We start from the raw sequence: 11,521 nt of genomic DNA, 5'->3' as shown, positions 1-11,521 counted from the left end.
CACCACTTGGGGCTGATCGCGAATTTCGCCATCGGCCCCGGTTTCGAATACTAAGGAGTTATTATGCATGCTCAAGACAAGGTGGTGGATCCCAATGAGGTAGTGCTGTGGTCTGACGACTACGAAGGGCACGACGTCATTTCCACCAGAACTTTCGGCTTTTGGATGTATGTACTGAGTGATGGCATGCTGTTTGCCACTCTTTTTGCCGCCTACGGCGTTCTCAGCTACAGCCACAGCTATTACACTGGCCCCACTCCGGCACAGTTTGTCGCACCCTGGTATACTTTCATCCAAACCATGGCGCTGTTTCTGAGTGTTCTGGCCTATGGTTTTGCGATGACCGCACTCAAAAGTGGCAGCAAGGCCGGAGTAGTAAACGGTATCATTGCCTCCATGCTGCTGGGTGGGGTATTTCTGGGCTTGAATGTCCATGACGTGCTGCGCATGATCAGTATCGGCGTCACTCCGGAGACCAGTGGCGGATTATCCGCCTTTTACGCCCTGACTCAGGTGCATGCAGCGCACATTTTTGTCGGTCTGATCTGGATGCTCGTCATGCTTTACCAAATCATGCGCCAGGGTTTCACGGAGGATACCGTAGGCCGTCTCATTAGTCTGCGCATGTTCTGGCAATTCCAGGCCGTCATGTGGGTGTTCATTTATATATTTGTTTACCTCTGGGGGTATATGTCATGAGTCATGGACACAGCGATCCCATTCATCATCCTGAAGTACAGATGGCTACGAACCGTAATTATATCACGGGATTCGTGGTTTCCTCTCTACTGATGCTCGCCGCTACGATTCTGGTAAAAGATCACGTTCTGCCATCTTTCGGCCTACTGTTGGCCATTATTGGTTGCGCGGGTATTGCCATCATTGCCCAAGTCTATTTCCTTCTGCATATCGATATCTCCGAACACAACATCTGGAACACCGTAGCTTTGGTAATGTTTATTCCGTTGTTCATCATCACGATTGGTCTCACCTGGTGGATGTTCTCACAACTGTACATGCGGACCATGCCCATGATGCCGGGCATGCCAGGAATGCACTGAGCAAAAACGCGGTCGGGGCCCTCGTAAGGCGGGTGCCCTACTGCAAAACGGAGGCAAAGTATGAGCCCAGAAATCACAATCGGTCTCGCCGTTTTGTTGGCGCTATTCGTTTTTGCTCTCGTGGCAGGAATGATCATCCTCCGCCGCATCCTGAAGCTCGATCAGGATCGGAAAACGCCCGGAACAGCTCAAGACATGCCGATCAGGGACGCCCTGACGAAGTGATCCTGAGCTGCAAGCCAGGCTTGGTGAACCTGCAACAACCCCCTATAATGCGCATCGAATGCCGGCATAGCTCAGCAGGTAGAGCAGCTGATTTGTAATCAGAAGGTCACGAGTTCGATTCTTGTTGCCGGCACCAAATAAAACAGTTACTTAGGTAGATCGCCCAAGTGTCTTTTTGTTTTCATGTAAGCACTATGTAAGCACTAGAGAGCAAAACCGGGGCAGATCGCGCCTCGGTGATGGTGTCACGGTTATAGGTCCGGGGTGGTGCCGTTACGGCACAAAAAAGCGCCAGCAGGGCGATTGCTGGGGTGGCTGGAAGAGATGTCAGCGCAGTTCGTTGAGTTTCGGTGCGCGGGTGATGTGTTCGTACTGTTGCGCAAATGAGCGACAGAGACCACCGCTCGAGAAATAAACGACATGTCCATCTGGTGCTATGCGAAAATCTACCATCAAGCCGCCATCGAGGTGGCGAACCCTCATACCTTCATACCTGGCAGACTCATGTAGCTTGAGCCATTCCCTCTAGCTGTAAGGCGTTGCAAAGGCAAGAAAGTCCTTGGCGCTGGCTAATGCGGCCGCTGCGCGACAGGAGTGCGTCATTCCATTGTATACATACCAATCAGCGGCCCCGGCAATTGTCGGTGCCAGTAGCACAGCAACGGCTATCACAAGCGTCTTTATCAAGTTCTCTCCCCAGAGCTTCGAGTGACCATAACGCCATGATAAGCGCAGACCGGCCCCACGGATTCCGTGCGGCAATCGGTGGCGGGGATGACAACGTACTCTCCAGACAATCCAGCGGCAACATAATCGCTCTGATTGCCTTTCTGGATTTTGCCAACAATGCGCAGAGACTTGGACGTGGGCACCGTCTGCGTTCCCGCCATGGAATGAATTCTTGATTCGGCTTGCTTGGCGCCAGCGAGGATGCCGGAGCGCAAGTCGGTGATCGCTGAGTGCATCTCATGAAAGTAGAGGGCCAGACCGCCAATCAACACGAGCGCGGCGACGAATAGGATGGCGACTTTGTCGGCTGGATTCCTGATCTTTGCCATGAGGTTCTCACTGAAGTTTGCCGATGTGAGAATGGAGCAACCGTCCCCAGTTGGCAAGCAAAAGCGCGGAAACAGACAACGCTGTTTGCGGATTTTGACGGCGGAGATATCGATCTCAGTGACGAGATGCCAATCCATGCGATGTTTCGGCGGCGCGGGCGCGGCGGTCGGCCGTCACGAGCAAAGCGGGATCGCGAGGCAGAACAGCAGACAAGCCTGACCTTGTGGGACTGAGAGATATTGTCAAAACTGGTGTATGAGCAATTTCTGACATGATTCAGGCGGCGTCCTGTTGGGGGTCCAACTGGGTTTCGCTGGCCGGTATCCCGTCGACAAAAATCACTCCGGCAAAGAAGCTCTTTCTCTCTTTTGGCTCTCCGGCTCCGCAGTTCTGGATGTCGTAGACAGGCAAGGGCATGACGGTATCCCGATGGGGCCACCTGCAAAACGCGGCAGATGGGCTCTACCCCATAGTCTCCCCGATATAGGTCTATGAAAGTCCTTGCCTTTTGCATCGGCGGTCGAGCTCCGCCTGGGCAAAAAACGTGCTGGCTAGTTTCAGAATCTCATTTGCACGACGGAGCTCTTTGACCTCTCGCTCCAGCTCCTGGATTCGTTGCCGCTCCGACGCCATCATGCCGGGCCGCTTACCAGCCTCTACTGCCGCCTTATTCACCCACTCTCGCAGCGTCTTGGGAGTACACCCGAACTTCGGAGCAATCGATTGCAACGCCGCCGCAAGCGAAGGGTATTCCCCTCGATGCTCATCCACCAATCGAACTGCGCGAGGCCGAACCTCTTCCGAAAACTTGTGACCTGATTTCATCGTATCCATGGCTCCATTCTGTCACGTTACAGAGCCGCCGAAGAAATCGGAGGGATTCAGGTTTCCAACAGTCTTGATGCGGGTTTCTGCGTAGAGGCCCTGAAAGAGGCCATACGCCGCTATGGCACCCCCGAGATCTTCAACACGGATCAGGGTGCTCAGTTCACCGCGGAGTCCTTCCTCTCTGTACTCCGCCAGCACGGCATTCGAATCAGTATGGACGGCAAAGGCCGGGCCCTAGATAACGTCTTTGTCGAACGGCTTTGGCGCACCGTCAAATACGAGTACGTCTACCTGTGGCCAGCAGAAACTGGAACCGAGCTGAAAGCTGGCCTCAGGACCTACTTCGACTGGTATAATGCCGAAAGACCGCACTCCTCTCTGGGAGACAGAACACCCGATGTGGTCTATGCAGAAGGTTTACAAAGGCTGGTGGCCTGACCTGCCATGGAAACAGGTTCAGAGCTTAATCACCACAGCAGGCTGTCCAATCCAGGGGGACCACCTCACGCTTCAACCTTCTCCTGCTCAATTTCCTGCTGAATCTGGGAGATATGGGTGGCACTCTCCAGGGCGAACAAAGAATTGTTGAGACCGTGCTGCTGTCGTTGTTTTGAGACGCCATCGATTCGCTCTAAGAGCGAGTGCTCTCGACGCAACTGAACGAGGACCGTCTCGCTACCATGATGAGTCGGAGGAGTCGATCCTTGGGGCAGGATGTTTCGGGGGAACGTTGGCTCAATGGTTACTCTTTAGTACCTACTTTACAAAAGAAGATTACTCCTACTCTAATACCGATGTCGATTAAGTTCGCCCACAAGGGGTTTCCCGAATGAGCAGGATACTGGTTCTGTACCATAGCGTGTGGGGTCATATAGAAGAGATGGCCCGAGCGGAAGCGGAAGGAGCACGTTCCCTAGCCGGTACTACCGTGGATATCAAGCGGGTACCGGAGAGTATGTCGCCGGAAACCCTGGCTCAAATCCACGCCAAGGCCCAGCAGGCAGCCCCGGAGGCGCATCCCGACGAGCTCGCGGAGTACGACGCCATCATCTTTGGCACCCCCACCCGCTTCGGCAACATGAGCGGCCAGATGCGCAATTTTCTCGACCGCACCGGCAATCTTTGGCAAAAAGGTGCCTTGGTCGGCAAGGTCGGCAGCGTGTTCGTGAGCACCGCAACGCAGCATGGCGGCCAGGAGACCACCATCACTTCTTTCCACACCTTTTTGTTTCATCAGGGAATGATCGTAGTTGGCGTGCCCTACAGCTGCCAAGAGCTCGTCAACATGGACGAAATCAGTGGCGGCACGCCCTATGGTGCCAGCACTCTGGCCAACGGTGACGGCAGTCGGATGCCCTCTGCCAATGAACTTGCCATTGCTCGCTTTCAAGGTAAGCACGTGGCAGAAATTACCCTAAGACTCATTACTGGAAACTAGGAGCTTCTCATGCGTAACAGAATCCCACAAAGCATCCTGCTTGCCGCCGGACTATGTCTTGCCGGTCCGGTATTTGCCGCTACTATGACCTATACCCCCCTCTCTGGAAACCCGAGTGGGACCTATCGCATCGATCCGCAGCATACCAATGTCTTTTTCACCATTGGTCACGTCGGCATTGGCCAGTTCACTGGCCGCTTTGACAAAATCACTGGCACCTACACCTTTAACGCCCAAAATCCTGCCCAGGACAAGGTAGATATCACCATCCCCGCCGCGAGCATCAACACCGACTTCGCCTTGCGCGATCAACATTTGCGCAGCAAGGAGTTCTTCGATGTCAAACGCTATCCCAACGTCACCTTTGTCAGCAGCAAATACGTCCCGAACGGCCCCAAAAAGGGGGAGCTATACGGCAATTTGACCCTGCATGGGGTGACGAAGCCAGTAGTCTTCCAGGTCCAGGAGATTGGGGCAGGCAACGTTCCCTACCTTCCCAAACCTTGGGGTGGATACCTTTCGGGATTCGTCGCCACCACCGTCATTCATCGCTCCGACTTTGGGATGGATGCCTACCTGCCTGAGGGACTATCCAACGCGATAGCCGTCAAAGTCGAGGTCGAGGGCGTTAAGAAGTAACCACGCAGGGTGTTGTCGCTACCGATGGCGTTTTCTCCAATAATCTAGGAAGGATTCCAATATGCGGCAACCCTGTTTGTATATTCCGCACGGCGCTGGTCCTTGTTTTTTCATGGACTGGAATCCTCTGGATACCTGGGAAAGACTGCGACATTTCTTGGCTTCCCTCCCGGAATTATTGCCACAGCGTCCCCGTGCCATTCTCATTATCTCAGCCCATTGGGAGGCAGCAGAGTTTACCGTACAGACCCATCCCTCCCCTGGGCTCCTCTATGATTACCTTGGGTTCCCCGAACCTACCTATCACATTTCCTGGCCTGCTTTGGGGGATCCCTGCCTCTCTGAGAGGGTCGTAGATCTGCTGCAAGCGGCTACCATCTCTACAGCGACAGACGCTCTCTGAAGTGGCCCCCGAAAGTTGGACAAGGGGTTAAGCTCTGGGCTTCAGGAAAGGAGTCGAGGGATGAAGGGAAAACGCAAGCAGTACAAGCCGGAATTCAAGGCGCAGGTAGCCCTGGTGGCCTTGCAGGGCGATAAGACGATGGCCGAGCTGGCGCAAGAATTTGGGGTACACCCCACCATGATCAATGCCTGGCGCCGGCAGCTGGTGGAGCATGCGGCCACGGCCTTTGAACGGGGAAAGTCCCAGACCGAGGAGCCCGTGGACGTGCAGGCTTTGTATCGGAAGATCGGACAGCTGGAGATGGAACGCGATTTTTTAGCCTCCAGGCCCGGTCTCATGTCCCGGATCGGGAAAGGCGCCAAATGATCGACCGGGCCCAAACCTCAGTTTCTGTGCAACGGCAATGCGCTCTTTTGGGCGTGCCCCGCAGTACGGTCTATTACCGCGCGCATCCTCGGCCGATGGGCGACGGGCTGTTGCGGGCGATCGATCGCCTCTACACCGCCTTTCCATTCATGGGTAGGCGGCAGATCCATCGGATGCTGAAAGCGGAGAATGTCGTGGTCAACCGCAAAACGGTACACCGGGCCATGCGTATCCTCGACATTGCCGCGGTGGCGCCCGGACCACACACCAGCAAGCCCCATCCCCAGCACCCAAAATATCCTTATCTGTTGCGTGGCGTGACGGTGGACCGTCCCCACCAGGTCTGGTCCGCGGATGTGACCTATCTGCCCATGGCACGAGGATTTCAATACCTCGTAGCCGTAGTGGACTGGTTCAGTCGTAAGGTGTTGTCCTGGCGGGTTTCCAACAGTCTTGATGCGGGTTTCTGCGTAGAGGCCCTGAAAGAGGCCATACGCCGCTATGGCACCCCCGAGATCTTCAACACGGATCAGGGCGCTCAGTTCACCGCGGAGTCCTTCCTCTCTGTACTCCGCCAGCACGGCATTCGAATCAGTATGGACGGCAAAGGCCGGGCCCTAGATAACGTCTTTGTCGAACGGCTTTGGCGCACCGTCAAATACGAGCACGTCTACCTACGGCCAGCAGAAACTGGAACCGAGCTGAAAGCTGGCCTCAGAGCCTACTTCGACTGGTATAATGCCGAAAGACCGCACTCCTCTCTGGGAGACAGAACACCCGATGTGGTCTATGCAGAAGGTTTACAAAGGCTGGTGGCCTGACCCGCCATGGAAACAGGTTCAGAGCTTAATCACTCCAGCAGGCTGTCCAATCCAGGGGGGGCCACCTCACTCAGAGGATATGATCATGGGGTCTTTGTTCCGCTCAAGATTATGCTCCCAGCGGCGGACGTACCCTGCATCCAACTCTCCTTGCACGCAAGTTTGGATCCAGAAGTACACTTCGCTGCCGGAGAGGCTCTTGCGGAACTGCGGGACGACAACGTGCTCATCGTTGGTTCAGGCAACAGCTTTCATAACATGCGCGAGCTGATGGCTCGTGCAGGTAGTCCACAATCCGAGTCGATTGGTTGGGAATTCGACGATTGGCTTACGAAGGCCATCACTACTGGTAGCGCAGAAAAAAGAAGAACAAGTCTACACCACTGGGTGGAGGCACCCGGTGCTCGTTTTGCTCATCCACGCGAAGAGCATCTCGCACCTCTGTTTGTGGTTGCTGGAGCAGCATGGGAAACCGTGGGAGAAAAGATTTTTGAAGATCATGCGCTAGGCGTCGTGGAGAGTGCTTTTATCTTCCGCTGAGTAGCGTCTGTTACGTCTTTCGGTATTTGGGAATCGGCGAAGCGAGTTATCCCGCGGTCCGATGGCGGGATTGGGGGAAACAGTCCCTGGATAGGGTGGGACGGGTAGGAGGGTAGGAGAGACAGATTTCCCTTGGGTATGGCAGGAAGCTGGAGTCGGTCCCGCAGTCCGAGTCCTTTGCGAAGGCTGTCCAGCGACGCGCGGTCATCGTCAAAGTCGCCTGCCTGTCCGCCTGCCTGTCCGCCTTCCTGACGGGCTATCATGCGGGTCTGGAACTGCCCAAGCACCTGGGTTTCGATGGCGTCATCGAAGGCCCCGGAGATTTCCGGCAACCAGGCACGTTCCTGCGCGGCAACATCCCGTACGAGTAGCTTTTCCATCGCGATCTCTCCTTGTGCGGTCTTCGATGAAAAGCAGCATACACCCGCCATGCGTCAGAATACGTCATATCGATTTTGCCTCGGTAAATGGGGTGATCTGACAGTCCTTGGGGGCGTCTCCCCGACCACGCAACCAGCTCTTCGAGAACTACGGATGCCAAAAATTGCGACACCTGCGCTCGTAGCAGCTTTTGCCAAATCTGCATCTAGCGTTGCCAAAGGTCGCGCGGCAACTGATTAGCAGCAAACAATCGCCTACGCCACACCCGTGCTTTTGTGATACAACGACAGCCCGCACCGCCCTCCCGGCGCCCACTGGTGATCGCTCATGTCTCGGCATTCCATTATCCCCCTTCCCCATTCTGGCGTGCGTCGCGCTTTGGGCGCGGCAATGCTGGGCATGCTCCTGGATGGCTACGATCTCAGCATCATGGCCGTCGTGCTCCTGCCGCTACACAGTGCCTGGCATCTTCATGCCGCGGAAACCGGCCTGCTCATGGGCATGGCCCTGATCGGCTCGCTGCTCGGCGGACTGTTTGGCGGGATCTTCACGGATCGCTTTGGTAGACAGCGGCTTCTTATCCCCAACATGCTGTTGTACATTGGCGGGGCCTTGCTCAGCGCCTTGAGTCCCAACCTGGCGGTGCTCTTCGCGGGACGCCTGCTGACCGGACTCGCCGTCGGCTTAGACTACCCATTGGTCGCCACCATCGTCGCCGAATATACCCCGACAGCCCTGCGCGGAAACCGCTTTGCGCGGGTCAACATGGCCTGGTACGTCGGGGCGTTGCTGTCCACTGCCGTTGGCTGGTCGTTGCTGTTTACCGGCTCCGAATCCTGGCGTTGGATGTTGGCAAGCGCGGCTATTCCCGCATTTGCCTTGCTCTGGCTGCGCCGGGGGCTACCGGAGTCGCCACGCTGGTTGGTGCGCCACGGCAGGACGGCAGAAGCCGATCTGGCGATTGTGCAATTACATCCCGAAAGCAGAGTCGCAGAACGACGAGCGATGCTGCAGAACTTTGCTGCGCCGGCCCGGTCCTGGCGCACTCTCCTGCAAAAGCCCTGGTTGCGCCGACTGTTTCTGAGCATCTTCCCGTGGTTTTGTCTGGATGTGGTCGGACTGGGGATTGCGCTGTATTTTCCCCTGGTACTGCGCAGCAACGGTTTTGCGCCTAGCGATGCGGCAGCTGCGGCGATCAACGCCGGCATCCTCTGCATCTCGGTCGTAGGCATCGGCTATATGATGACCCGGATCGACCGTTGGGGCCGCATCCCCCTGCAGAGTGCGGGGTTTTTCCTCATGGCTGCCGGTCTGCTGCTGTTTGCCCTGGCCGCTGCGCAAAACTGGGTGACCGGCATCTACGCCGCTTCCGCCCTCTATGCCCTGGGTGTCGGCATCGGTCCCGGGGTCACGGTCTTTGCATTTGCGACAGAACTTTTCCCGACCGAATTGCGTGCCAGTACAGCGGGGCTGGCTACGGGGCTGTCCCGCGCCGGCGCCCTCCTCTCTGCCCTCCTCTTTCCCATCCTAGAAAAAAGTTGGGGCATCCCCCGCCTGCTGGTGCTACTAGCGGCCATTTCTCTGCTCGCGGTTTGGGTAACCTGGCGCTACGGCATCGAGCCCCGGCAGAAAAGTCTCGAAGATCTGGAAAAGATATAGTGCCGATGTGCTTCCCCCAACCGGACTACCGCTTGGTGCTGGGTAGCAGCACTTCGGCATCTAACCCGCCCGCCGTTGCGGCGGCATAGTGCAGGCTCCCCCCTTGCTGGGCTAACAAGCGGTGGCAGAGCCGGATGCCCATGCCCGATCCATGACCGGTCTGGCGGGGCAGTGAACCCTCATTCATAGCGAAAATCATGGCGGCACTGAGCGGTTCCCCGCCTAGGTCGACCAAGCGAAAACGGCAGAAGCCTTCCTCACATCGGGCCTCCAGCCGGATGACACCACTGCCGTAACGCCGGCTGTTATCGAACAGGTTGCGAAAGACCCGCTCCAAAGCGATGGGACGACACAAAAAAGACCCGCCGGCAACCAGATTTTCTGCCACCTCCAATCCGTAGCGGTCCCTGGCGATGGCCGCCATCTCCTGAAACCATTGCGCAACGGGAATGGTGATTTGCTTTTCCCTTTCCCCGCCCTGCACCCAAGCCAGAAAATTGCCAAGCACCTCTTCCATTTCTTCGACATCAGCGAGCATGGCGGGTTGTTCCCGTGCCCATTCATCGGCTGGCAGATGCAAGCTCAGCAGAAGGCGAGACAACGGGGTGCGCAGTTCGTGGGATATGCCGGTGAGGAGCAGAGTGCGCTCCTCGTGCAGACGATGCAGGTCCGCGGCCATACCCGCCAGAGTTCGTTCCAATTCCTGGATATCTTCGGGGGCATGGGGGCTGACAGGATAGCCATCCGAATATTCCCCGCGCAGCAGGCGCGGGGCAGAGCGCGCCAGTCGAGACAGAGGCCGGTTGACCTGCCAGACGATCAGCCAGGCTCCCAGCAGAATCAGGAAGAGCATGATGAGCAGACGAACGAAGGTGAACGGATTGCCGATCAGGGCCACCCCCTGGATTGGGACGCCCAACCAGGACTGCCCCTGCTTGCCTCGCAACCAAACCCACAGCGTCCCCTCCTGCTCCTGTACCCGCAGTTGCGCGCCCTTGTCGATTTTGGCAAATGACTGTGCTACCTCTCGCCAAAAATAGGACTGCGGTATCGACCCCAGCGGCTGCGAAGACCGACTCCAGCCCAATTCCGTTGGCGGCCTGGCGACCAGGGTCTGATCCACCTGCCAGAGCAGTTGCGCGAAACGTTGCGCCGCTGGATCGAAGACATAATTGTGGAACAGCAGATAGATCGAACCCTGACTGATCAGCAGGAGCAGACTGAGGAGTAGGAGGCTGCGACCGAGAGAGCTGCGAGGCCAGAGTCGACGCATTTTTACGGTTCTGCAACGAAGAGATAGCCCCTTCCCCATACGGTGCGGATATGGCGCTGCTCCCGTTGATCATCGCCAAGCAGTCGTCGTAAGCGCGAGACTTGCATATCGACGCTGCGATCTTCTGGGTCGAGACTGCGTTGCCGAGTTAGCCAGAGAAGTTTTTCCCGGCTCAAGACCTGTCCTTCGTGTTCGATCAGCACGGCCAAGGTAAGATATTCGCTGGTGGAAAGCTCCAGCTGTTTGCCATGCAGAAAAATTTCCTGTCGACCACGATCGAGGCGAAAGGGGCCGACGATCTGCTCTCCGGATTTCTCCAGGGTGGTCATCGACGAGCTACGCGTGCGTCGCAGGATCGCCTGAATTCTGGCGACCAGCTCGCGCGGATGAAAGGGTTTGGTGAGGTAATCATCCGCCCCCATTTCCAGACCGAGGATACGGTCCAGCTCATCATTGCGAGCGGTGAGGATAAGGATGGGGATCTGGGAGTCGCGGCGGATGCGCTGGCAAATCTGCAGCCCGTCCTCCTTGGGCAAACCGAGATCAAGAACCAGCAGATCCGTTGCCCGCTCTTGCAGAATCCGCTCCAGTCCTTGCCCGTCTGGCCGGCTCTGCACGGCAAAACCAAAGGCGCGCAGATGCGATTCCAGCAAGCTTCGTAGCCGAAGGTCATCTTCTACCACCAGTATCTGCACTTTGCCGTTTTCCATGACACAACAATACCCCTACCGCGGCGCTCTCTCCAGGGGAAATTGTAACCAGACATCACCAAGGACCAGCGTGCGCCTATCTGTTACAAACTCACACCACCACCGCTCAGGATTGTTA

General features: G+C 56.7%; 14 protein-coding genes, 1 tRNA gene, 1 pseudogene and 1 other annotated feature. Of the genes and pseudogenes, 10 read left to right on the top strand and 6 right to left on the bottom strand.

Features of this window, described 5'->3' with window-relative positions:
- Nucleotides 1-63 precede the first annotated feature (63 nt).
- From ACQAYK_RS05510 to ACQAYK_RS05495, 4 genes are all read left to right on the top strand, one after another.
- Nucleotides 64-699 (top strand): cytochrome c oxidase subunit 3, encoded by a 636-nt coding sequence (locus tag ACQAYK_RS05510; protein ID WP_215872591.1) that lies wholly within the window; start codon nucleotides 64-66, stop codon nucleotides 697-699.
- Complete coding sequence (locus tag ACQAYK_RS05505; RefSeq protein ID WP_215872592.1) at nucleotides 696-1,061, top strand: cytochrome o ubiquinol oxidase subunit IV; 366 nt, start codon at nucleotides 696-698, stop codon at nucleotides 1,059-1,061. Before ACQAYK_RS05510 ends, ACQAYK_RS05505 begins: the two co-directional genes overlap by 4 nt.
- A 60-nt stretch (nucleotides 1,062-1,121) precedes the next feature.
- Entirely contained in the window at nucleotides 1,122-1,286 is a 165-nt protein-coding gene (locus ACQAYK_RS05500; protein ID WP_215872593.1) for a hypothetical protein, read from the top strand.
- Nucleotides 1,287-1,346: 60 nt separating this feature from the next.
- A tRNA-Thr gene (locus ACQAYK_RS05495) sits at nucleotides 1,347-1,422 on the top strand.
- 547 nt (nucleotides 1,423-1,969) lie between these two features.
- Here ACQAYK_RS05495 and ACQAYK_RS05490 read toward each other — a convergent pair.
- The 3 genes and pseudogenes from ACQAYK_RS05490 to ACQAYK_RS05480 form a co-directional block, all read right to left on the bottom strand.
- Complete coding sequence (locus ACQAYK_RS05490; RefSeq protein ID WP_483168010.1) at nucleotides 1,970-2,482, bottom strand: hypothetical protein; 513 nt, start codon at nucleotides 2,480-2,482, stop codon at nucleotides 1,970-1,972.
- Between the two features lie 139 nt (nucleotides 2,483-2,621).
- Complete coding sequence (locus tag ACQAYK_RS05485; RefSeq protein WP_215872586.1) at nucleotides 2,622-2,762, bottom strand: hypothetical protein; 141 nt, start codon at nucleotides 2,760-2,762, stop codon at nucleotides 2,622-2,624.
- Nucleotides 2,695-3,170, bottom strand: a pseudogene (locus ACQAYK_RS05480) (transposase); the annotation flags it as partial. The pseudogene ACQAYK_RS05480 and the gene ACQAYK_RS05485, both read right to left, overlap by 68 nt.
- Nucleotides 2,776-2,892: a sequence feature (AL1L pseudoknot), on the bottom strand. Its footprint overlaps the pseudogene before it by 117 nt.
- Before the next feature lie 3 nt (nucleotides 3,171-3,173).
- Here ACQAYK_RS05480 and ACQAYK_RS05475 point away from each other — a divergent pair.
- The 5 genes from ACQAYK_RS05475 to ACQAYK_RS05455 all read left to right on the top strand — a co-directional run bounded on the left by ACQAYK_RS05475 (nucleotide 3,174) and on the right by ACQAYK_RS05455 (nucleotide 7,380).
- On the top strand, nucleotides 3,174-3,611 hold the full coding sequence (locus tag ACQAYK_RS05475) for an integrase core domain-containing protein (protein ID WP_215873460.1): 438 nt from the start codon (nucleotides 3,174-3,176) through the stop codon (nucleotides 3,609-3,611).
- Nucleotides 3,612-4,002: 391 nt separating this feature from the next.
- Nucleotides 4,003-4,611: an NAD(P)H:quinone oxidoreductase gene (gene wrbA / locus ACQAYK_RS05470; RefSeq protein WP_215871288.1), complete on the top strand. Its 609-nt coding sequence runs from the start codon at nucleotides 4,003-4,005 to the stop codon at nucleotides 4,609-4,611.
- A gap of 9 nt (nucleotides 4,612-4,620) precedes the next feature.
- Nucleotides 4,621-5,250: a YceI family protein gene (locus ACQAYK_RS05465; RefSeq protein WP_215871287.1), complete on the top strand. Its 630-nt coding sequence runs from the start codon at nucleotides 4,621-4,623 to the stop codon at nucleotides 5,248-5,250.
- Between the two features lie 463 nt (nucleotides 5,251-5,713).
- A protein-coding gene (locus ACQAYK_RS05460) for an IS3 family transposase (protein ID WP_483168009.1) occupies nucleotides 5,714-6,840 on the top strand; the annotation gives its coding sequence in 2 pieces (ribosomal slippage) (nucleotides 5,714-5,980 and nucleotides 5,983-6,840; 1,125 coding nt in all).
- A 6-nt stretch (nucleotides 6,841-6,846) separates the two neighbouring features.
- Nucleotides 6,847-7,380, top strand: a complete 534-nt coding sequence (locus tag ACQAYK_RS05455) for a DODA-type extradiol aromatic ring-opening family dioxygenase (protein WP_215870874.1) — start codon at nucleotides 6,847-6,849, stop codon at nucleotides 7,378-7,380.
- Here the strand turns inward: ACQAYK_RS05455 and ACQAYK_RS05450 are convergent.
- Nucleotides 7,338-7,760, bottom strand: coding sequence for a hypothetical protein (locus ACQAYK_RS05450; RefSeq protein WP_215870873.1), 423 nt, complete (start codon nucleotides 7,758-7,760; stop codon nucleotides 7,338-7,340). The genes ACQAYK_RS05455 and ACQAYK_RS05450 overlap by 43 nt on opposite strands.
- A gap of 328 nt (nucleotides 7,761-8,088) precedes the next feature.
- Between ACQAYK_RS05450 and ACQAYK_RS05445 the strand changes: the two genes are divergently transcribed.
- Nucleotides 8,089-9,420 carry an MFS transporter gene (locus ACQAYK_RS05445; protein ID WP_215870872.1) on the top strand — a complete coding sequence of 444 codons (1,332 nt, stop codon included), beginning with the start codon at nucleotides 8,089-8,091 and terminating at the stop codon, nucleotides 9,418-9,420.
- Between the two features lie 25 nt (nucleotides 9,421-9,445).
- Here ACQAYK_RS05445 and ACQAYK_RS05440 read toward each other — a convergent pair whose 3' ends face one another.
- Complete coding sequence (locus ACQAYK_RS05440; RefSeq protein WP_226827562.1) at nucleotides 9,446-10,693, bottom strand: ATP-binding protein; 1,248 nt, start codon at nucleotides 10,691-10,693, stop codon at nucleotides 9,446-9,448.
- A gap of 2 nt (nucleotides 10,694-10,695) precedes the next feature.
- Nucleotides 10,696-11,403 carry a response regulator gene (locus ACQAYK_RS05435; protein ID WP_215870870.1) on the bottom strand — a complete coding sequence of 236 codons (708 nt, stop codon included), beginning with the start codon at nucleotides 11,401-11,403 and terminating at the stop codon, nucleotides 10,696-10,698.
- Nucleotides 11,404-11,521 lie beyond the last annotated feature (118 nt).

This window comes from Acidithiobacillus sp. AC3, assembly GCF_050261095.1.
Lineage (GTDB): Bacteria > Pseudomonadota > Gammaproteobacteria > Acidithiobacillales > Acidithiobacillaceae > Igneacidithiobacillus > Igneacidithiobacillus copahuensis.
This window is presented reverse-complemented; position numbering and strand designations above follow the sequence as displayed.

Bases quoted from the DNA above. Each gene is read 5' to 3' on its own strand.
- ACQAYK_RS05510 (WP_215872591.1), top strand. From the start codon at position 64: ATGCATGCTCAAGACAAGGTGGTGGATCCCAATGAGGTAGTGCTGTGG.
- ACQAYK_RS05505 (WP_215872592.1), top strand. From the start codon at position 696: ATGAGTCATGGACACAGCGATCCCATTCATCATCCTGAAGTACAGATG.
- ACQAYK_RS05500 (WP_215872593.1), top strand. From the start codon at position 1,122: ATGAGCCCAGAAATCACAATCGGTCTCGCCGTTTTGTTGGCGCTATTC.
- ACQAYK_RS05490 (WP_483168010.1), bottom strand. From the start codon at position 2,482: ATGGATTGGCATCTCGTCACTGAGATCGATATCTCCGCCGTCAAAATC.
- ACQAYK_RS05485 (WP_215872586.1), bottom strand. From the start codon at position 2,762: ATGCCCTTGCCTGTCTACGACATCCAGAACTGCGGAGCCGGAGAGCCA.
- wrbA (WP_215871288.1), top strand. From the start codon at position 4,003: ATGAGCAGGATACTGGTTCTGTACCATAGCGTGTGGGGTCATATAGAA.
- ACQAYK_RS05465 (WP_215871287.1), top strand. From the start codon at position 4,621: ATGCGTAACAGAATCCCACAAAGCATCCTGCTTGCCGCCGGACTATGT.
- ACQAYK_RS05455 (WP_215870874.1), top strand. From the start codon at position 6,847: ATGGAAACAGGTTCAGAGCTTAATCACTCCAGCAGGCTGTCCAATCCA.
- ACQAYK_RS05450 (WP_215870873.1), bottom strand. From the start codon at position 7,760: ATGGAAAAGCTACTCGTACGGGATGTTGCCGCGCAGGAACGTGCCTGG.
- ACQAYK_RS05445 (WP_215870872.1), top strand. From the start codon at position 8,089: ATGTCTCGGCATTCCATTATCCCCCTTCCCCATTCTGGCGTGCGTCGC.
- ACQAYK_RS05440 (WP_226827562.1), bottom strand. From the start codon at position 10,693: ATGCGTCGACTCTGGCCTCGCAGCTCTCTCGGTCGCAGCCTCCTACTC.
- ACQAYK_RS05435 (WP_215870870.1), bottom strand. From the start codon at position 11,403: ATGGAAAACGGCAAAGTGCAGATACTGGTGGTAGAAGATGACCTTCGG.